Below are 20,550 nucleotides of genomic sequence, written 5' to 3'. Positions count from 1 at the left end.
AGAAAGTGTTGTACTTTTACAAATGCGATTTTTAATTTTCTCGATTTTATCGTTTGGCATAGCGGTAGCTATTAATTTTTGCTTTGGTAAATTTACGTATATTGGTGATGGTTATTTTTATCGGATAAGAGGAAACGTTCCGCTTAGTTCGAAGTTGCTCGTGGTTGCCATGGACGAAACCTCCGAAGCCGATTTAGGCGTCGGCAACGACTTGACTCGCTGGCGCCGCTACCACGCCGGATTGATTCGGGAGTTGCATCGTCAGGGCGTTGCGTTGGTCGTGTTTGATTTGCAGTTCATTCGCGCCGATCCCGAGGTCGATTCCGACCTCGCGGACGCGATGCTAGAGGCCGGCAACGTGCTTGCCAGCGACTGCATACAGATGTTTCGACGCGCGACCGAGGACTTTTTCGGGCGGGAAGAGTGCTCCGAAAGCAATAAGGATTCGGCACTTTCAAAAACAGGGGGTGCGGGCGGTGAGCTGGCGGAGCCACTCGTGGCGCTAAGAAGAATTTCCGCTAATCCACGGTTGGAGCCCGCGCTTCTAGGTCATGCGCCGTTTGTGTTGGCCAACGATGCCGAAGACGCGACGATACGCGAAACGTGGTTGTATCTGGACGAATTGGGGGAAATGCCAAGCTTGCCGGTCGTAGCGTGGGCGGCGTATCTGGATCGGATGCAAGGGTTTGAACAGTCCAAGCCTCGGGACGCTTCCTACATGGATTGGCTCGCCGAGCTACGCCGAACCTGTTTGGCGGCGAACGGTGACCGCGCCAGTCAGAAATTCGATCAGCGCCTAGCCGGCATAGTCTGCGACGACGAATCTCGGTTCATCAATTTTTACGGGCCGCCGCAAACCTTGCGGATGGCGTCCTACAGTCAGGTATTACAAGGCAAGGTGGGAGACTTGCGCGACAAAGTGGTCTTTGTCGGCAAAGCCAATCGGCAATACGCGGCCGGTAAGACCGATTTCTTTCAAACTCCGTTGACCGATGCGCGTACCGGTAAGATGGCCGGCGTGGAGATCATGGCGACGGTGTTTGCCAATTTGCTGGAAGACCGCTTTCTCCGAACGCCGCTGCCTCACGGCGCGGTCTGTGCGGGACTCGCATTGACGTTGGCGCTATTGCTGTCAGTCTTACCCGCTTGGACAGGCTACGCGGCTACCGCCTTGTTTACAGTCAGTTACGTGCTGATGGCGCTTTGGCTGTTCGCTCGTCACGCCGTTTGGTTGCCGATCATGACCCCTGTGTTCGTGATGCTGCCGACCGCCTGGTTGACCAGTTTGGTGATGGCGCGCCGCGAGTTGTTGATTGAGCGACGGCGCATGCTGGCCTTTGTGCGTCGAGTGTTTCCGCAATGGGCCGGCACTTTGCCGTTTGCGGAGTCGGGTAATCGGAAAGCAACATTCGCCGCGATGACCCATCGGGAAATTCGCGGCGTATGCCTGGCCACCGACATCGAAGGCTATACCGCGCTCGCGGCGGGTCGTAGCGCGGAACAGATGTGGGAGTTATTGAACGCCTATTACCAAGTGCTCGGTCGTCCGGTCGGCGCGCGCGGCGGCGCGGTCGCGGACGTGACCGGCGATTCGATGATGGCGGTTTGGTTCGAGTTATCCGAATCCGAACGGCACACAGCCGCGTGTTTGGCGGCCCTGGACATGCAGGCGGCGGTTACCCAATTTAATCAAACCTCGGGGCTGGAGCCGATTCGTACCCGAATCGGCTTGTACGTCGGTGAAATGATACTGGGCGGGTTGGAAAGCGGTCAGGCGAATCATTACCGAGCGATAGGCGATACCGTGAATACTGCATCGCGTATTCAGGGGATCAACAAATTCTTGGGTACTCAAATACTCGCGTGTCGGGAATTGGTCGATACCACTGCCATCGGTTACCGGGCGGTTGGGCGATTTCGGGTGGTTGGCCGTGCCGAACCGGTCGATCTGGCGGAGATCGTAGCACCCGAAATGGGACCAATTGATGGCGGTTTCGCGGTCGCGCTTTCGGCGTTTCAGCGAGGAGACTGGCAAGTGGCGATAGAGGGATTTCAATCAGTCCTTAAAAGAGGTACCGATGGTCCGGCGAATTTCTATTTGGCCTTAGCCCAAGGCTATCAGAATCAACCACCGATCGATTGGGATGGCGTTGTTACCCTGGATGCTAAGTAATCGATTGCTTTCACTGTTAACGAAACCGGTACGCAATCTTCCGCTCGTAGTCCTTTTCTCCCTGTTTGGCGGCACGATCCAAAACGCTAGGCCGATCTGAAGTGCGTGCTGTAGTTTGCTCCGCTTGGCGCCTAGCACCGTCACAAGCCATGCTGGGCCGCTAGTTTGCGTAAACCTTTTCCTCTCGTTCCGATTTAAAGCCCAAATCCGGAATCTCTAGTTCATCTCGTCCTTCCGTTTTGATTAGCCATCAGTGTATTGAAAGGGCTTGTCGTCGCCGTATCGTGGTGAGTAGGGCATATCCCCTGATCTATCGTTAAATAACACAGTTAAATTATTTTGCGGTTGGGCAATCACAGCAAATACGCGGATTTCCGAAAAGGCGCGGTATTTGCTTTATAGCAAGAATGCTAAGTCTTAATTGCCGTAAAAATTCGTCGTGCCACAGGCGAAATTGGCCGCGCCAGTCTAGCCGGATTAGCGGCGCGGAGGAATTTTTGGGGAAAAACGTCCGGCATGATTGTTTGATTTCGCTGGTTTCGGTCGGCGTGTTCGTAGGGTTTATCGATAACAACGAATTATTTTAATTTCCGTATGTTCCGATTTCCGACCAGTATTCTCGAAAAGCCTTCCGCTCGATTCTCCTCGGGGCGAGCGCCGTCACCCTCCTTCGTGGAGGACTTGCGCCGAGGGACCGTCGCGCCGGTATTCACAACTCCTCGGATTAATATACCCGGAGCAGGAAAATCCCGAAATCGTGACGTATTGTTCGCAATCGCCGTCACGGTTTCCGGGATTCACTTGCTAGGCGTGAAGTGCTTGTTTGTTCCTGAGCAACGTTCTCCGGAACCTGAGCCGCTGGCCATTCAGGTTTCAACGATTACGATCCCCGCTGCTAAACAGACGCCCGTACCGCCGGCTAAACCGCCGCAAGCTTCAAAGCCTCCGCGTAAGCGTGTGCAACCCAAACCGAAATTAATAAAAACCGAACAAGCGCGAGCCGCTGATTTTTCCGAGCTCGAACAATTGTTGAAGCAACAATTGCAGCCTGTTAGCGATGTGTTACCCACGCCTAATCAGCCTGAGAAGCCCGTGTTCGAAAACGAGGCTCGGCCGTATACCGAGGCTTATATGAGCGCGGCGTACGATAAAAATCCTAAGCCAGACTATCCGTCGGTAGCCAGGAGTCGCGGTTGGCAAGGCAGGGTCGTGTTAAAAGTTCTGGTCAGCGAAGCAGGGCAAGTGGAAACGATCGGTATTGAACAAAGCAGCGGTCATGAGACTTTGGACGAAGCTGCACTAGAAGCCGTAAAGAATTGGCAGTTTGTTCCGGCCAAGCGTGGGGAGATCAATGAGGCGTGCTCAGTGCTTGTGCCGATTATTTTTAGTCTTAAAGACCAAGAGAACGCTTAATACAATGGAGGCGATGCTGTGGTCTAGCGTATAAAATCGGTTTTTGGATATTAGCTACAAGAACCGTAGCAAAGCTCTATCGAAAGGAATGGATATAAAACTTCACACCATATTTCACTGAGAAATGATGGTGCCGAGGAGAGGACTTGAACCTCCACAGGGTTACCCCTACTAGCACCTGAAGCTAGCGCGTCTACCAATTTCACCACCTCGGCTTAACTTGGCTGGCAAGTTAAGTGCGCATTATATTGTCAAATTAAGTATCTGTCAACTAATTCCCGTCTATTATATTTTTCGATCAAGTTCCAAGTGGATTCGTTCTGGCTTCAGGATGAATGAGCCACTTCGGGGAAGGCGACAATTCCTATCACGTCATGCTGAAAAGGGGTAATGCCGGGCTAGCCGCAAAAAAACGGCGGACCGAGGTCCGCCATAAGACATCCGTGTCGCTAGGAGGAGATTGCCCGGCGTTTTACATGCGACGAATCCGGATTAGATGTCGATGTTGGCGCCGGAAACCCCTAAAATGAAGCGATAGCTTTCGATGCGGCTGCCGATTTTACGGACGCCTACCGAACGCACGATCAGTATAGTGGGATTTTCCGAAATTGCTTGACGTTAGAACAAGGTTAGCTGCATGAATCTAAACCAACTTGAGTTGTTGCGCACGCTGCATGAGACCGGCTTCAATCTGAGCCGGGCGGCGGATAAGATGCACGTGGTGCAATCGGCGGTAAGCAGGCAATTACAATTATTCGAAGCCGAGTTGGGTTCGCCATTATTTGCCCGGCAGGGTAAAAAGTTGATCGGCCTAACGCCGTTGGGCGAGCGCATCATGGCGGAAGTGGATTTGATTAATCAGGCCAAGAAAAATATCCAACTGATTGCCGACGATTTCCTCGACAGCAGTAGCGGCACGCTGCATATAGCAACTACCCATACTCAGGCCAAGTATCTGCTGCCTGGGCCGATTGCCCGGTTCCGTTTACGTTACCCGGGCATTAAGATTTACATGGTGCAATCGTCACCCGACAACCTGATCGATTTACTCCATCAGCACAAGGCGGATATTGCGATTTGTACCGAAAGACTGGCGGAAGACGACAAATTGGTGGTCAAGCCCTGTTATCACTGGCACCATGTTGCGGTGGTGCCTAAAGGCCATCCGTTGGCCGAAGGCGATATCACCTTGCAACGACTGTCGGCCGAACCTATTTTGACCTATACGCCGGGGTTTACCGGACGGTCGGCGATCGAGAAAGCCTTCGTTAACGCGCATTTGCCGTTGGACATCAACTTGGCCGCGGCCGACTCCGACGTCATCAAGACTTACGTGCGGCTGGGCATGGGCGTCGGTATCATCGCCGGCACGTCCTACGAGCCCGTCAAGGACGCGGATTTGGTGGCTCGCAGTCTGATGGATTTGATCCCGAGTTCGACCACTAAGATTGCGTATTTGCGGCAATTGTATTTGCCGTCGTATTGTCAGTATTTCATAGACGAGTTACTGGCGGAGGCCGCGACCAAATCCGATTGAGGGTTGGTTATAGAGGGTCGGTTATATCTATTAAACTTTGTTAAATAACTCGGATAAGATGAGTGAAATGCCGCATTCCGCGTTAAGAGCATGCGGTTAGAGCGCGGTGTTTTCGACTCAAGGCATTGATTGCGCGGGGCTGACAATAAAACGGCATCGAATTTGTTGTTAGGGGCCAACTCTCTTTCCCTGCTGTTTTCGATGACTGATACCCTGGATATTCAGCACTTAATCGTCCGCTACGACGCAGAGCTGCGGCGCGTTATGTTCAGGCGCTGCGGTTGCTGGGACATGGCGGCCGACATCGTTCAAGAAACCTATCAGCGCATGCTGAGCGGCGACCTATGGCGTGCGGCCGACAATCCGCGAGCGCTAATGCATCGGATCGCGGCCAATCTTGCGACCGATTACGAGCGGCGCGATGCGGTGCGCGACCGATACTTGGCTAAATCCGACGAATTACCGGATTGGGTAGCGGAGACCGAAGCGCGCCAGCCGGACCGTCTGTTAGCGGCCCGCCAACGCTTAGGGCGCTTGGCGGCTGCAGTGGAAGGCTTACCGCCGAAATGCCGAAGAGTCTTCGAGATGCGAAAATTCGAAGAGTTGAGTCAGGCGGAAATCGCCGAGCGTTTGGGCATTTCGCGTAACATGGTCGAAAAACATTTGCGCAATGCCTTGCTGGCGCTGCAGCAAGTCGATGATGATTAGTGTTCCCGGTGTTGCCGCTTATCGCCTATTGAATTTCGGGTTTTAACCTTTCTAACCATGCCCGCACCCGCCCAAAACTCCGCGACAATTCGTGAACAGGCTGCCGATTGGTGGGCGCGTCTGGATGGCGGAAGCATGGACGAAAACGAGCTTAAGGAATTTCAGCGCTGGTTGAATGCGTCTTTGGAGCATCGTTTGGCCTATAGCGAACTTGAAAATTTGTGGGGCGAACTGGATGGTTTGGCAAAGGTTGAGACGTCGGTGGCGCCGAAGTCGAAACCGCCGGCTAAGCGGGCTCTCGCTCCGCTGATTTTCGGATTGGCGTTGGCCGCAAGCTTGGCGGCGATCTGGCTCAGTCCTTACTTACAACTCTGGAACGCCGATTTGCAGACCGGTCGCGGTGAGATTCGCAGCTTCACGCTCAGTGACGGTTCCACGGTGCATTTGAACCGCGCATCCGCCGTCGATGTTCAAATCGATGAAACGCGCCGTGAATTGCACCTGCTGCGGGGCGAGGCAGCGTTCGAAGTCAGTCCGGACCGTAACCGGCCGTTTCGAGTATACGCAGCCGGCGGCAGCGTCACCGCGTTGGGCACCGCGTTCAACGTCAAATTGGCCGAGGAGGGCGCCGAAGTCACGGTGACCGAACACCGCGTGTGGGTGGAATTTGGCAACGGCCGACAAACGGCCGAGATCGACGAAGGCCTGGCGGCCGGTTACGATGCAGAACACGGGCTGAGTCAAGCAAAAGCGGCCGACATCGGCGCCGCGACCGCTTGGCGCCGCCACCGATTGGTTTTTCAGAATCGTCCGCTCGACGAAGTCGTCGCCGAACTGGCTCATTATTACCCCGGCGTCTTGCTGATTCAGGACGCCGACCTTCGCCAACGCCGGGTCAACGGCGTGTTTCGGATCGACGATCCACTCGCCGCGATTGCCGCGCTGGAAACCGCGCTGCAATTGCATACTACCCACTTCGGCGACTATCTGATTTTGCTGCATCGTTAAAAAATTTCCCGACCTCCTGTTTTGGCTGACTAGTGCGTCATAGCTGTTACTAATCGTTAAAACACTTGGAGAGGGAACACAATGTCAGTGCACGATACCTTTAAAACCGCCAGCGTGCTGTTGGTTGTCGGCTCGGCGGTAGCCGGAGGCGCCGTTGCCGAATCAGCGGTCCGGGAATACCGGATCGCGGCGGGGCCGCTTGCGGTTGCGTTGAATCAACTGGCCGAAGTCGGCGGCCTGCAACTGATTTACGATGCGGAAATCGCCAACGGTTTACGCAGCGGCGGATTATCCGGTCAATTTTCGCCGGAGGCGGCATTGTCAAAGCTGTTGTCCGGAAGCGGCTTGACTTACCGTTTGACCGCCGACGGCAACGTGCTGATTCAACGCCAGGCGCTCAACCAGCGCGATGAGCCGACCGCGTTACCGGCGATTAACGTCGTCGGTAAATCCAGCAATCCGTTTTTCGAGGGCGAAGATCCTTATAACATCGACTATAACCGCCACAACGCCACCACCGCGACCAAGACCGACACGCCGTTGATGCAAACGCCGCTGTCGGTCAAAGTCGTGCCGAATGCAGTACTGAAAGACCAACAGGCCATCACGATCGATCAGGCACTGAGAAATGTCAGCGGCGTCAGCAACGGCTTGGGCGGCAGCGGCACTTTCTTCATCCGTGGTTTCGGCAGTTATATTAACTATCGCGACGGGGTGTTGAGTCAGGGCGAGTACGCTCACACCGAGGATTTGGAAAACGTCGAGCGCGTGGAAGTGCTGAAAGGTCCGGGCTCGATACTTTACGGCCGGACCGAACCCGGCGGCATCGTCAACTTCGTCACCAAGCAACCGCTGGATACACCGTATTACAGCCTGCGCCAGCAATTCGGTTCGTTCGACATGTACCGGACCAGCGTCGATGCGACCGGGCCGCTGAACGCCGATAAGACGCTCGCCTACCGTTTCAATCTGGGCTATCAAAGCAACCATACCTTTCAGGAATTCGGCGGCAACGAACGTTTGATGGTCGCGCCGACCTTGCGCTGGAATATCAGCGACAACACGGTGTCGACGATCAAGCTCGAATATAGCGACATCAAGGAATTCGGCAATGGCACGGTACCAGTAATGGGTAATCGACCCGCGCCAATCGCTCGCGAGCGGAATCTGGGCGATGCCTGGAACTATCAGCAAGACGAATACGTGATGCTGGCGCTGCACACCGAGCACGCCTTCAACGACCGCTGGAGTCTACGGCACCGCTTCAATTTCAAGAATTACAATCTGACCATGTCGGCGATTCACGGATCGGTCGCCGATCCGGCGACCGGCGATGTCGGCCGGGCATTTTTCGGTCAGAATACCGACGGTCAGGACTATCAGTACAATTTTTTCAATGCGCTGGAATTGAACGGCAAATTCGATACGGCGTTTTTGAAGCACAATCTGCTGATTGGCGGCGATTACTATCGCACCGATTATCGGGTTTCGATGGCCGGGTTCGGGTTTAACGGCGATTTGTACGACATCAGCAATATCTACCGGCCGACTCACCGCGCCACTCCACCGACACTGTTGCCGAGCGACGTGACCTATTCGAACTCAACCGTACCCTGGTTCGGCTTGTACGCCCAGGACCAAATCGAATTGCCTTACCATTTTCATGTGATGGCCGGCCTGCGCTATGACAATGCCAATGTGATTTACAGCAGCTACGGGGAGTTTGGTTCGGGCCAGTCGCCCGAACAAACGTCGGAGCGGGTATCGCCGCGCGGCGGCGTGGTCTGGCAACCGATACCGGAGTTTTCGCTTTACGGCAGTTACACCGAAAATTTCGGGGCGCCGAATTTTGGGGGCGCGACGGTAAGCCGCTACCGGCCCAAACCGCCGATCAATGGGAAGTCGGTGCAAAAACCGAATTGTTCGACGGCCGTTTCAGCGCGACGCTGGCTTACTACGACTTGACCAAGCGCAACGCACCTATCGCGACCTATCTGGCCTTATCGCGCGCGGTGGGCGAAGCGGAAACCCGCGGCATCGAATTCGACGTCAGCGGGGAGATCGTTCCTGGCTGGAATGTGATCGGCGCCTATTCCTACATGCCGTTCGCCAAAAGCATCAAGGACGAAACCGATCCGACCGTGGTCGGCAACCGCTTGAACAACGCGCCCAAGCACAACGGCAGTTTGTGGACGACCTACGAGTTTCAGCAAGGCGAGTATTTGAAGGGACTGAAATTCGGTGCCGGCATGCAGGCCGTCAGTCAACGGGAAATCGGTTATTACGAGGGCGCCCAGGCGCCGGGCTACGTGACGATGAATCTGATGACCAGCAAGGCCTGGCAGGTCGGTAAAACCAAACTGACCGCACAGCTCAATGTCGACAACTTGCTGGATAAAACCTATTACCAGTCGATTTACAGCTACGGCCCAACCTATTACGGCAATCCGCGTACCTTCATGGGGGCGGTAAAGATCGAGTATTAAGCGGAGATCGGCCAGCCGGGCGGATTCGCTGCCCGGCTGGTGGCGCGTTAAAGCTCTCTGGTCGCGCTGAAATGAATGTCCGGCCAGCGCTCCTCGGTCAGTTGCAGGTTGACCCGGCTGGTCGCCAGGTACACCAAATAACCGCCGCCGTCCTCGGCTAGATTTTCGAAGGCCTTGTTCTTGAATTCTTCCAGTTTGGCCGGATTGTTCGAGCTGATCCAGCGCACGGTGTTGATCGGCGAGGCGTCGTAGACGCATTCGACATTGTATTCGTGCTTCAAACGGTGGGCCGTGACGTCGAATTGCAGGATGCCGACCGCGCCGAGAATCAAGTCGTTGTTTTTCAATGGTTTGAATAGCTGGGTCGCGCCTTCCTCGGTCAATTGCACCAAACCTTTTTGCAGCGCCTTAGCCCGCAAGGGATCCTTCAACACCACGCGGCGGAACAGTTCCGGCGCGAAGTAGGGGATGCCGCCGAATTTCAAGTTTTCGCCCTGGGTGAAGGTGTCGCCGACCTGAATGGTGCCGTGGTTATGCAAGCCGATGATATCGCCGGGATAGGCTTCCTCGACGTTCTTGCGGCTGTCGGCTTGAAAAGTGATCGCATTGGCAACCTGGATGCTCTTGCCGATGCGCACGTGATGCATCTTCATGCCTTTGTCGAACTTGCCTGAGCTGATGCGCATGAAGGCAACCCGGTCGCGGTGAGCCGGGTCCATATTGGCCTGGATCTTGAACACGAAGCCGGTGAATTTATCTTCGCTCGGCTCCACCAAGCGTTGCTCGGCTTGGCGCGGGCGCGGCGGCGGCGCGTATTCGGCGAAGGCGTCCAGCAATTCGACGATGCCGAAGTTATTGATCGCCGATCCGAAAAACACCGGCGTCTGCTCGCCGCGCAAATATTTGGCGTGGTCGAATTCGTGGCTGGCGCCCTTGACCAGATCGATTTCGTCGCGCAATTCGTCGGCCTGCAGGCCGAGCAACTCGTCCAGATGCGGATTGTTCAAGCCCTTGATCAGCGTGGAATCGGCGATCCTGCCGCCATGCTGCGGGTTGAACAGCAAAATCTCGTCTTTGTATAGCTGATAAACGCCCTTGAAACGTTTGCCCATGCCGATAGGCCAGGTCATCGGCGCGCATTCGATCTTCAACACGCTTTCCACTTCGTCCAATAGCTCGATCGGCTCGCGACCCTCGCGGTCCAGCTTGTTGATGAAGGTCAGGATAGGCGTATCGCGCAAGCGGCAGACTTCCATCAGCTTGATGGTCCTGTCCTCGACACCCTTGGCGACGTCGATGACCATCAGCGCCGAATCGACCGCGGTCAGCGTGCGGTAAGTGTCTTCCGAGAAGTCTTCGTGGCCCGGCGTATCCAGCAGATTGACGATGGCGCCGTTGTGTTCGAACTGCATGACCGACGTGGTGACCGAAATGCCGCGTTCCTTTTCCATCTCCATCCAGTCCGAAGTCGCATGCCGCGCGGCCTTGCGGCCCTTGACCGAACCGGCCAGCTGAATGGCGCCGCCGAACAGCAGCAGTTTTTCGGTGATGGTGGTTTTGCCGGCGTCGGGGTGGGAGATGATGGCAAAAGTGCGTCTACGCTTGTATTCGGTGGCTTGCATGCGGTTTTAGGTCGGAAAAATCAATAACGTTCGCTGGAGGTCGTGCGACACAGTGGCCAGAAACCTCCGCGCGTAACAGCGTATTGTATCTTAATTTGCAGCAAGCCCGGTTCGAGCGCGGCGGTTTCGACGCTGAGAGGCCGTGAAATGTGACGTTTGCTCGGGATTCGGTTTCCGTTTGATTGAACCTGGGTCGGGGATTCGCAAAGATGCGGAGGATGGATAATCAGCAGAGGGATGAGCGCGTCCTGGGAGCGGTTGCGCTATGCGCGTAGCGTTCAGCGCTGAGTCGACCTCAGTCTACCCATTCGTAAATTTCGGTCAGTAGCGGATCGCATTTACAGCAATTGCCGCTGGCACAGTTCGAGCCGTTGCCGCTCAGTCTGACCTTGCCTTTACTGATCCATTTTCCGAGCATGCCGCGTAATGCGTCTGCGTCCATATGGAAATGCAGGACCATGTCGTTCAGCGTGGCGCGTTGCCGCTGCTGTAAATAACCGCGCAGGTCGGACAGGATCATGGCGGAACTCCTTCGGTTTGGTGATTGCCGACGTAGCGCAGGCCGGCCAGTATGCTCAGGAAGACCAGTGTCAATCCGGACAACCAGCTTAACGTAGCCTGCGGATGCTGGTCGTAAGTCATGATTTGGTAAAACAACGTCGCGGAAAGATAGGCGATGAAGGTAGTCCAGCATACGGTAAACAGGGCCCACCCGCCGTTGGTTTCTTTGTAGATCGCCGCCGTCGCGGCGACGCAGGGTGCGTAAAGCAGGATGAATACCAAGTAGGCGAACGCGCCGATCTTACCGTCGAAATGACTTTGCATGACCGCGAAGGTATCCAGTTTAACCTGTTGTTTCTCGGCGGCTTCGGCTTGGTCGGCACTGGTCGCGATACCGAGGCCCAACGGGTCCAGCAAGCGATCGGCGACCGCGGCCAAATTGTCCGGGACGGTTTGCAACGCTTCGCGCAATGCGGTGCCGAGGTCGAATTCGGCATCCTCGCTGTTATCCGCGCCGGCCGCCATTTGGCTGTAGAGAGCGTCCAAGGTGCCGACCACGGCTTCCTTGGCCAACACGCCGGTAAAAATACCGACCGTCGCAGGCCAGTTGTCTTCGGCGATGCCGAGCGGGCCGAACAGCGGCGTCAGCGACTTGCCGATACCGCTCAGTATCGATTGGTCGCTGTTTTCGCGGCCGAAACTGCCGTCGCTACCGAGCGAATTCAGTACGTTCAGCACCAGAACCATCGGCACGATGATTTTGCCGGCGTTGACGATGAAGGTTTTCAGACGCTCCCAGGTTTTGGTGTAAATACCTTGTAGCGTCGGCAGGTGATACGCGGGCAGTTCCATCAGAAACGGGGTGGGGGCACCGCGCAACAAGGTATGGCGCATGATCAGGCCGGTCGCGACCGCGACGGCGATGCCGAATAAGTAAAGTCCGAAGACTAAATTTTGGCCGCCGACCGGAAAAAAGCCGCAGCGAACAGCGCATACACCGGCAGTCTGGCGCCGCAAGACATGAACGGGTTCATCAAATTGGTCAGAACCCGGTCGCGTTGGTTGTCCAGCGTTCGGGTAGCGATTATGGCCGGCACGTTGCAACCGAAACCGACAATCATTGGCACGAAGGATTTACCGGGCAGACCGAGGATGCACATAAAACGGTCCATTACGAAGGCGGCGCGCGACATGTAGCCGGAGTCTTCCAACGCCGACAGGAAAATGAACAGAAAGCCGACGATGGGAATAAAGGTCGACACAACTTGGATGCCGCCACCGATGCCGTTGCAAATCAAAACCACCAACCAGGCCGGCCACTGCCAGCCGGTGAGTTGCGCGCCGAGGCCGTCCACCAGCAACGCACCGACCGCTTTATCGAAAAAATCGACAAAGGCGCTGCCGATATTGATCGTGAACATAAACATCGCGTACATCACCAGTAGAAACACCGGGATGCCAAGAAAGCGATTGAGCACCACGCTGTCGATTTTGTCGGTGGTACTGCGCGAGACTTCGTTGAGTTTGCAAACCGCGGCCTGCACCAGTTGATTGACTAGACCGTAGCGCGCGTCGGCGGCGAGGATGTCGATTTCGTCGCCGGTTTCGGCTTCGATCCGCTCGCGTAGCCGATTGACCAAGGGCAACATATCGGGGCCGGCGAAGCGTTTTGCCAGCGTGTCGTTTTCCAACAGCCGTAATGCCAACCAGCGGCTGTCGCATTCCGGATGGATCGGCAATTGGGCTTGCAATTCGGCGACCGCGCTTTCCAGTTCGGCTTGGTATTGGACTTGCAGGTTCGGGGTTGGCGCATCGAGACAGGCCGCGCTGACGATGTCGCGCAACTCTTTGATGCCGCTGCCGGACGCGGCGGTGACCGGCACCACCGGACAGCCCAGGCGCTGGCTCAGTGTTTCAATGTCAATTTTGATGCCGCGCTTCTTGACCGCGTCCATCATATTCAACACGACGATCATCGGTACTCGCATCTCCAGCAATTGCGAGGTCAGATACAGGTTGCGTTCGATATTGGCGGCGTCGATGATGTTGATGACTAAGTGCGCCTGACGCGACGCGACATAGTCGCGCGCGACTTTTTCGTCGAGAGAGATACTGTCGTCGTCGGATTCCAGAGAGTAGGTGCCCGGCAAATCCACCAGTTCGATGCGCTTACCTTGGTGGCGGTATTCGCCGGTCTTTTTCTCGACGGTCACGCCGGGCCAGTTGCCGACTTGTTGGCGCGAGCCGGTTAGAACGTTAAATAGCGTGGTCTTGCCGCAGTTGGGATTACCGACGACGCCGACGATGAAATCCGCGCTCATAATTTCTCGATCAATAATACCGAGGCTTCGTTTTTGCGGAGCGACAGCGAGAAGCCGCGAATTTTAATCTCGACCGGGTCGCCCATCGGCGCGAAGCGGGTAATGGTAAATTCGGTGCCCGGCGTCAAGCCCATGGCCAGCAGCTTTTTGCGGTAGACCCCGCCTGACTGGTCGAATCCGACGATGCGGCCCGTATCGCCGGCCGCGAGCGCTTTCAGATAGGTCGACATGTTATAAGCTTATTAATAACTGTTCTCATTAAGCCGCAATATAACACACGGTCACGGCAATGTAACAAGCGGATGTCGATAATTCAGATTAACTTGCGGGCCGCGGTCTTGGGCGCCGAGAAAATGGCCGAAATGTCCTTGACGAATTCCAGGCTGGCGCCACGCCGGCGGTCGGCCACTCGTTTATCCGCCAACGCCTGTGTGGCTTGGTAAGTCTGGCGGCGATCATTGTGCCAATTGCGATTGTGATATTCCCGCACCAATACCAACTTGTTCTTAAAGCGTTGGCCCTTCAAGGATTTGATGGCTCTCAAGCCGACCTTGTCCGAGTCGATATGAACCAAACCATGGTATTCCAGCGTGTGGGTGGTTTTATCCAGAATGACCAGGATTTCCGCTTTCAGAATGCGCCCTCCGCCGAACAAAAAACGTCGTTTCAAGGCTGGAGCCACGTAGGCTTCCAGTTCCGATAAATGCGTGCTGGCCGGCACGTTACGGATAAACAATATCATCGCTAGCGTTTCACGATGGCTTTCGGACACGGGCCGACAGTTCGGCTCGCCCCAGCGGCTCGGTGGCGGACAGGCCGCGGATTTCGCATCGTCCGCCTTGCGCGATGTAATCTTCCCGGTACTGAGCGATGAATTCCATGACGGTATGATCGATCAACTCGGCTTCGGAAAGGTCGAAGATCAGCGCTCGGCCGTCTTGGATTTCGGTCAGCCAGCTTTTCAGGGCTAGAAAGTTCGAGAACAAGGCCGCGCCGCTGACCTTGACGGTCCAGGTGCCGTCCGTTGCGGTTTCGATATGGTAAGACATCGACAGCAAGCGGCGTAGCGAGACTCCGCGTCCGACATGCAAGGCCACTTTCGCGGCGATACCGGCCAACGCGCCGGCCAACAAATTGCTGACCAGAATCGCGGCGATCGTCAGTAGAAATAACAGCAACTGTTCTTTTCCCAAGTCCATGCTTTTCGCGAAGGCTTTCGGCGACGCCAAGCGGAAACCGGTGTAGACCAACAACGCCGCCAGCGACGCCAACGGTATCGTCGCGATCACGCTCGGAAACAGCGCGACGAAGACCAAAAGGCAGACGCCATGGCAAAAATTGGCCCAGCTGGTTTGCGCCCCGGCCTCGATATTCGCCGAACTGCGGACGATTTCGGCGATCATCGGCAGGCCGCCCATGAGTCCGGACAAGGTATTGGCGATGCCGATCGCTCGCAATTCGCGGTTCAAGTCCGAGTAACGACGCAATGGGTCCAACTTGTCGACGGCGGCGGCGCTCAACAGGCTTTCCAGGCTGCCAACCAGGCAAATCGAAATCACGCTTTGCCAAAATGCCAAGCTGGCGATTTTGCCGAAGTCCGGCCAACTGAAGGCCTGGCTGAAATCGGCCGGAATATTCACCAGAAAATCGCTGACGACATCGACATCCTCGGGCATGCGGAAGTCGAGCGGCGCCGGGTGGGCGAGACCGAACACTTGTCCCAGTAAAATCCCGGAGGCGATCACGACGATGGGTGCCGGCAATTTATGCAGCCAGCCATGCTTAAGGTGCGGCCATCCGATCAGGATAGCGATGCCGGCCAGCGCGATCAGTCCGATTTGCGGTACAAAAAAGATTAGTTGGCGGGGTAGTTCGCCGATTCCCGTCAAAATATCTGGCGCGTGGTTTTGCACGCCGGCCATCACCGGCAACTGCTTGGCGATGATAATGATGCCGATCGCCGCCAACATACCGTGAATGACCGACGCGGGAAACAGAGCCGCGTAACGGCCGGCCTTCAAATAACCCAGCGCGATTTGCAACAAACCGGCGCAAACGATGGCCGCCAAGGTGTAACGGTACCCGGCCGCCGGATCGCCGTCGCCCAAGTTGACCGCCGCATCGAGTATCACCACGATCAACCCGGCCGCCGGCCCGGTAATCGTCAGCGGGGCCCCGCCGATCCGCGATACCAGCAAGCCGCCGACGATCGCCGAAATAACCCCGGACAGCGGCGGAAAACCGGAAGCCAGGGCAATGCCGAGGCAAAGCGGAAGCGCGATCAAAAACACTTGAAAGCCGGCGCTGATGTCGGCCGGCCAATGATTGCGGCTGCCTGCCGCGGTTGGTGTGGTCATGAGTTCTCCATGCGATAAATGGCGGTGAGCGTGGGCGGCGCGAACCGCTGGCGCCGTTCAGTGGGGGATGATAACCACAATTGCGGTCGGGCCGCACGTTTGAATCGATTTCGGACTGGAGTCCATCTACAACGGCATTTACGCCCAACCGGTCGGCCCCCGGCAAGACTGGGGGGATTGACTATCGAGGTGTTGCACTTTTGTTTTGAATCCGCCTCCCACAAAAAAGCCGCCGGCCCTGTCGGGAACGGAGGCTGAATGTCTAAAGTCGAGTACGATAAAATGATCGAATCGAAATACTTCGCTAGTCTACTCGTTTTTTATCGAATCACAGGGGCTTTATGGGATTGCCAAACCAATCACTGCCAACAAGGAATATCCAGCTGGACTTTTTAGGGGCTTGGCGTTGCTGGTGATATTCATCAACCACATGCCCGATAACCCATGGTTTTGGTATACCCCATCTCGCTTTAGCCTCTGCGACGCCGCCGATGTGTTTGTATTCCTATCAGGTTTTGCTTCCGCGTTGGCTTATGGCCGCTGCTTCGAACGCGCTGGACTTTGGCTAGGGTCGATTCGCATCTTGCACCGTTGCGTACAGATTTATAGCGCGCATCTCGCGTCATTCGTTTTGCTGGCCTTGATTTGCGTGATTGGTAATCGTTGGGTGCCTGAAATGAATGACATTCAACGTCTGAATATCGTCTATTTTTTCGAGTCGACCGAACAAGCACTCTACGACTTGTTTACCTTGGCCTATGTGCCTAACTATTTCGACATTCTGCCCATGTATCTGGTGATGATGGCGTGGCTGCCAATATTTTGGGCTTTATCGCGCTTGCACATCGCCGTGGCCTTGGGTTGCTCGCTGGGATTGTATTGGGCAAGCTGGCAATATGGCTGGGAACTGACCGCCAACCCATCGACCGGCCGCCCCTGGTACTTCAATCCCATGAATTGGCAATTGATGTTTTTCACCGGCTTTGCTTTCGGTGCCGGCTGGCTAAGCGTCGGCGTCAGGCATCGGTGGTTGGCGAGTTTGTGCCTTTCGTTGGTATTGCTGTCCATTCCGTTGGGACATGAAGCCACCTACACTAAAGTCTTATTCTGGGGCGAACTGCGCGCAAAATTAGAGCCGTGGCTAAACAAAAGCCACCTCGGCTTATTGCGTTGGGTGCACTTACTCGCGCTGGCTTACCTGATGCACCGACTATGCAACTGGCGTCCGCAATGGCTGTCGACTGCATTGCCTCTTGCCATCGCTACGATGGGGCAACAATCCTTACCCATTTTTCTAACCTCGATGGTGTTGTCTTACGCTGGCGGCATCGTTCTGGACCAGTTCGGTCGAGAAACGCCTATGGCCGTAGCATTGGTCAACTTGGGCGGTATGGCGTTGTTGCTCCTAATCGGGCAAGTGATGGCTTGGCTGGATACCAAGCCCTGGAAGTACTTAACGTCCGAGGGTCTGCCGCAACGCGAATTTCACGGTGACTCGGGGCCGTTCGAGGGGCGTTATCGCTGGGCCGGCCAAGTATTGGCGCTGCCTTTCCTGATTGGTCTGGCGGTACTTCCGGCATTATTGATAAATCGACAACACCTTGGGCCAGTCGGTTCTGATCTGGTCGCTCAGACAACGATTCCTAAGGACCAGTCAATACAACCCGTCGAAGTCCTCGTGCCAGAAACTGAGGCCGATAAGCTGATCGATAGTCGGCAGAAGCTTTAACGGTCTATCGGCTCATGGAAGCCCACACTGTCCATCAATTTTTCCTTCAGTTGATGATTATTTTGCTGACCACTCGACTGTTGGGCGAATTGTTTACACACCTACAAAGTCCGGCTGTAGTGGGTGAGTGACTGGCTGGGGTGATCCTAGGTCCTAGTTTATTGGCATGGCTGGAGTCGAGTCAGGTCGTCAAGTTACTGGCCGAGAGCGGCAGCATTTTACGGTCGTTCTAAGTGGGCTTGGATACCGACATCCGCCAACTGTCTGTTCGAGATCGCGATTTTCGGAAAACTTATTGATGCGTGATTTCCGAGTAGCGATGGGTCGGTGCATTTGGCGATAGCAATTATCATGATTCCACGCGGAGAATTGGGGAGGAACTGGGGGATAATGATATATGCGCCGCATTGGTTATTGCCATAGCCATGACATTTCTGTCAGCTAACTTGTTGAAGAGTTATTACCGCTACATTAACTAAGCCCATTGCTCTATTTAGGTAAGCATTAGTCTTGGGCGACGCGATAGACGCATGCCGTTCATGGAGCAAAACCATGCAGGAATATGAAAAATCCGAATCCTTGTACATCGTCTTGATCAGCATACACGGCTTGATCCGCGGTCACGATTTGGAGCTGGGGCGCGACGCCGATACCGGCGGACAGACCAAATACGTCGTGGAACTGGCCAAGGCGTTGGCAAAACAGCCGAATGTCGAGCAGGTGGATTTGGTGACGCGGCGGATCGTCGACGTTGAAGTCGGCGGCGATTACGCCGAATCCGTCGAGGCTTTGGCGGAAAACGCGCAAATCGTTCGTATCGATGCCGGCCCGGAAGGCTACATCCGCAAGGAAGAGCTCTGGGATCACCTCGACAGCTTTGCCGATAATCTGTTGAGTTGGCTACATGGACAACCGCGCTGGCCGAATGTGTTGCACAGCCATTATGCCGACGCCGGCTATGTTGGCGTGCGGCTTTCGCATCTGACGGGGTTGCCGTTGATTCACACCGGCCATTCCTTGGGACGCGACAAGTGCCGCAGGTTGCTGGCGCGGGGTTTGACAATGGAGGAGATCGAGCAGCGTTACCACATTTCGCGGCGCATCAATGCCGAAGAGGAGACGCTGAGCAATGCCGATTTGATCATCACCAGTACCGGTAACGAAATCGAAGACCAATACGAACTTTACGATTGCTACACGCCGGAAAAGATGGCCGTCATACCGCCCGGTACTGATCTCGACCAATTTCACCCGCCCGCCGCCAGTAATGCTAGCTCCGCGTTTGCAGCGTCGCTCAAGAATTTCCTGTCTCAACCGGATATGCCGATGATATTGGCGTTGTCGCGACCGGACGAACGGAAAAATATCGTCACCTTATTGGAAGCCTACGGCGAATCGCCGCGTTTGCAAGCTAAGGCCAATCTGGTGATCGTCGCCGGCAACCGCGACGACATTCGGGAGATGGACGACGGAGCGCAGGGCGTGTTGACCGAGTTGTTGCTGGTCATGGATTGTTATGACCTGTACGGTCGGGTCGCCCTACCCAAGCACCACAAGGCGGACGACGTCGCGGACATTTATCGTCTGGCGGCGGCGTCCAAGGGGTGTTTATTAATCCCGCTTTGACCGAACCCTTCGGTTTGACGCTGTTGGAAGCGGCCGCCAGCGGCCTGCCGCTGGTGGCCACCGAAAACGGCGGTCCGGTCGACATCATCGGCAACTGCCAAAACGGCGTGTTGGTGGACCCGCTGGATAAATCCGCAATCGCCGAGGCCTTGCTGAGCATACTCGACAATGACGAGTACTGGCGGACCTTATCGGCTAACGGCCTGGCGAATGTCGTCCGTCATTACTCGTGGGAAGCGCACGCCCAAGCCTATCTCCAAAAAGTGCCGCCGTTGTTGCAGCATTTCGACCGTCTGCCAAAGACACCGCTGGTCGCCACAACCGGTCGGCTGCGGTCGCAGGCTATTTTTACCGCGCTGGATAATACGTTACTGGGGGACGACGAGGGACTGGCGCAATTTGTCAGCCTGATTCGCAAAAAGCGAAAAAAATGCCTGTTCGGCATTGCTACCGGACGACGGCTGGATTCAGTTTTAGCCATTTTTAAGAAACATCGTATTCCAGTACCGGATATTCTGATTACCAGCCTCGGTACCGAAGTCTATTTCACGCCGCAACTGATCGCGGACATAGCCTGGAGCTACCATATCGACCATCTGTGGACGCCCCAGGTCTTACGCCGGGTACTAGGCACGCTACCCGGCTTGACGCCGCAACCCAAGCGAGAACAGAGCCGCTTCAAGATTTCCTATTATTACGATAGCGAGCTTGCGCCGCCGATGGAAGAGATTCTGACTTTGTTGCGCCAAAAGGAACTGTCGGTGAATCCCACGCTGTCGTTCGGGCAATTCTTGGACATCGTGCCGGCTCGCGCTTCCAAGGGACAGGCATTGCGTTATGTCGCCCGGCAATGGGATATTCCCTTGGAGCGGATCCTGGCGACGGGCGGTTCCGGCGGCGATTCCGATATGGTGGCGGGCAATACGCTGGGCGTCGTGGTGGCAAACCGCCACCGCGAGGAATTGTCGAATTTATCGGACATGGAACAGGTCTATTTCGCCGAACACTCCAACGCCTGGGGCATACTGGAGGCCATCGAACATTACGATTTTTTCCATCTTTAGCGGAG

Annotated in this window: 13 protein-coding genes, 1 tRNA gene and 2 pseudogenes; 9 read left to right on the top strand and 7 right to left on the bottom strand. The window is 55.6% G+C overall.

Translation table 11 applies throughout. The features are described from left to right. The first annotated feature begins 22 nt into the window (after positions 1-22). A complete protein-coding gene (locus ACP4CD_RS05590) occupies positions 23-2,173 on the top strand; it encodes a CHASE2 domain-containing protein (protein WP_426993870.1) in 2,151 nt (716 codons plus the stop codon). Positions 2,174-2,938: 765 nt separating this feature from the next. Continuing rightward, positions 2,939-3,586: a TonB family protein gene (locus tag ACP4CD_RS05585; RefSeq protein ID WP_426993869.1), complete on the top strand. Its 648-nt coding sequence runs from the start codon at positions 2,939-2,941 to the stop codon at positions 3,584-3,586. A 128-nt stretch (positions 3,587-3,714) separates the two neighbouring features. On the opposite strand, the gene ACP4CD_RS05580 is transcribed toward ACP4CD_RS05585, so the two are convergent. Next, positions 3,715-3,801 (bottom strand) — tRNA-Leu (locus tag ACP4CD_RS05580). 422 nt (positions 3,802-4,223) lie between these two features. On the opposite strand from ACP4CD_RS05580, the gene ACP4CD_RS05575 reads away from it, so the two are divergent. From ACP4CD_RS05575 to ACP4CD_RS05560, 4 genes and pseudogenes are all read left to right on the top strand, one after another. Next, positions 4,224-5,123, top strand: a complete 900-nt coding sequence (locus ACP4CD_RS05575) for a LysR substrate-binding domain-containing protein (protein ID WP_071156996.1) — start codon at positions 4,224-4,226, stop codon at positions 5,121-5,123. Between the two features lie 201 nt (positions 5,124-5,324). Next, positions 5,325-5,831, top strand: coding sequence for an RNA polymerase sigma factor (locus ACP4CD_RS05570; protein WP_168033383.1), 507 nt, complete (start codon positions 5,325-5,327; stop codon positions 5,829-5,831). Between the two features lie 57 nt (positions 5,832-5,888). Then, entirely contained in the window at positions 5,889-6,839 is a 951-nt protein-coding gene (locus ACP4CD_RS05565; protein WP_426993868.1) for a FecR family protein, read from the top strand. Positions 6,840-6,920: 81 nt separating this feature from the next. Further along, a pseudogene (locus tag ACP4CD_RS05560) lies at positions 6,921-9,325 on the top strand (TonB-dependent siderophore receptor). Positions 9,326-9,372: 47 nt separating this feature from the next. On the opposite strand, the gene ACP4CD_RS05555 reads toward ACP4CD_RS05560, so the two are convergent. The 6 genes and pseudogenes from ACP4CD_RS05555 to ACP4CD_RS05530 form a co-directional block, all read right to left on the bottom strand. Then, the gene (locus ACP4CD_RS05555) at positions 9,373-10,947 is read right to left on the bottom strand and encodes a peptide chain release factor 3 (protein WP_426993867.1); all 1,575 of its coding nucleotides are present in this window, start codon (positions 10,945-10,947) and stop codon (positions 9,373-9,375) included. A gap of 295 nt (positions 10,948-11,242) precedes the next feature. Continuing rightward, the gene (locus ACP4CD_RS05550; protein ID WP_168030962.1) at positions 11,243-11,467 is read right to left on the bottom strand and encodes a FeoC-like transcriptional regulator; all 225 of its coding nucleotides are present in this window, start codon (positions 11,465-11,467) and stop codon (positions 11,243-11,245) included. Further along, positions 11,464-13,769 (bottom strand): annotated as a pseudogene (gene feoB / locus ACP4CD_RS05545) (Fe(2+) transporter permease subunit FeoB). Before feoB ends, ACP4CD_RS05550 begins: the two are co-directional and overlap by 4 nt. Continuing rightward, positions 13,766-13,999, bottom strand: coding sequence for a FeoA family protein (locus ACP4CD_RS05540; RefSeq protein ID WP_064031681.1), 234 nt, complete (start codon positions 13,997-13,999; stop codon positions 13,766-13,768). Before ACP4CD_RS05540 ends, feoB begins: the two are co-directional and overlap by 4 nt. An 83-nt stretch (positions 14,000-14,082) precedes the next feature. After that, complete coding sequence (locus ACP4CD_RS05535) at positions 14,083-14,511, bottom strand: hypothetical protein (RefSeq protein ID WP_168030958.1); 429 nt, start codon at positions 14,509-14,511, stop codon at positions 14,083-14,085. A gap of 10 nt (positions 14,512-14,521) precedes the next feature. Continuing rightward, positions 14,522-16,126: a SulP family inorganic anion transporter gene (locus tag ACP4CD_RS05530; protein WP_426993866.1), complete on the bottom strand. Its 1,605-nt coding sequence runs from the start codon at positions 16,124-16,126 to the stop codon at positions 14,522-14,524. A gap of 430 nt (positions 16,127-16,556) precedes the next feature. Here ACP4CD_RS05530 and ACP4CD_RS05525 point away from each other — a divergent pair, with 430 nt between their 5' ends. The 3 genes from ACP4CD_RS05525 (at position 16,557) to ACP4CD_RS05515 (ending at position 20,545) form a co-directional block, all read left to right on the top strand. Next, positions 16,557-17,855, top strand: a complete 1,299-nt coding sequence (locus ACP4CD_RS05525) for an OpgC family protein (protein ID WP_426994659.1) — start codon at positions 16,557-16,559, stop codon at positions 17,853-17,855. Positions 17,856-18,407: 552 nt separating this feature from the next. Continuing rightward, on the top strand, positions 18,408-19,481 hold the full coding sequence (locus ACP4CD_RS05520; RefSeq protein WP_426993865.1) for a glycosyltransferase: 1,074 nt from the start codon (positions 18,408-18,410) through the stop codon (positions 19,479-19,481). After that, positions 19,460-20,545 (top strand): HAD family hydrolase, encoded by a 1,086-nt coding sequence (locus ACP4CD_RS05515; protein WP_426993864.1) that lies wholly within the window; start codon positions 19,460-19,462, stop codon positions 20,543-20,545. The genes ACP4CD_RS05520 and ACP4CD_RS05515 overlap by 22 nt, the downstream gene beginning before the upstream one ends. Positions 20,546-20,550 lie beyond the last annotated feature (5 nt).

The sequence above is a fragment of the Methylomonas stagni genome (assembly GCF_050154735.1).
GTDB classification, from domain to species: domain Bacteria; phylum Pseudomonadota; class Gammaproteobacteria; order Methylococcales; family Methylomonadaceae; genus Methylomonas; species Methylomonas koyamae_A.
This window is presented reverse-complemented; position numbering and strand designations above follow the sequence as displayed.

Excerpts from the sequence above, each read along its gene's own strand:
- ACP4CD_RS05590 (WP_426993870.1), top strand. The coding sequence starts at position 23 with ATGCGATTTTTAATTTTCTCGATTTTATCGTTTGGCATAGCGGTAGCT.
- ACP4CD_RS05575 (WP_071156996.1), top strand. The coding sequence starts at position 4,224 with ATGAATCTAAACCAACTTGAGTTGTTGCGCACGCTGCATGAGACCGGC.
- ACP4CD_RS05570 (WP_168033383.1), top strand. The coding sequence starts at position 5,325 with ATGACTGATACCCTGGATATTCAGCACTTAATCGTCCGCTACGACGCA.
- ACP4CD_RS05565 (WP_426993868.1), top strand. The coding sequence starts at position 5,889 with ATGCCCGCACCCGCCCAAAACTCCGCGACAATTCGTGAACAGGCTGCC.
- ACP4CD_RS05555 (WP_426993867.1), bottom strand. The coding sequence starts at position 10,947 with ATGCAAGCCACCGAATACAAGCGTAGACGCACTTTTGCCATCATCTCC.
- ACP4CD_RS05550 (WP_168030962.1), bottom strand. The coding sequence starts at position 11,467 with ATGATCCTGTCCGACCTGCGCGGTTATTTACAGCAGCGGCAACGCGCC.
- ACP4CD_RS05540 (WP_064031681.1), bottom strand. The coding sequence starts at position 13,999 with ATGTCGACCTATCTGAAAGCGCTCGCGGCCGGCGATACGGGCCGCATC.
- ACP4CD_RS05535 (WP_168030958.1), bottom strand. The coding sequence starts at position 14,511 with ATGATATTGTTTATCCGTAACGTGCCGGCCAGCACGCATTTATCGGAA.
- ACP4CD_RS05530 (WP_426993866.1), bottom strand. The coding sequence starts at position 16,126 with ATGACCACACCAACCGCGGCAGGCAGCCGCAATCATTGGCCGGCCGAC.
- ACP4CD_RS05525 (WP_426994659.1), top strand. The coding sequence starts at position 16,557 with ATGCCCGATAACCCATGGTTTTGGTATACCCCATCTCGCTTTAGCCTC.
- ACP4CD_RS05520 (WP_426993865.1), top strand. The coding sequence starts at position 18,408 with ATGCAGGAATATGAAAAATCCGAATCCTTGTACATCGTCTTGATCAGC.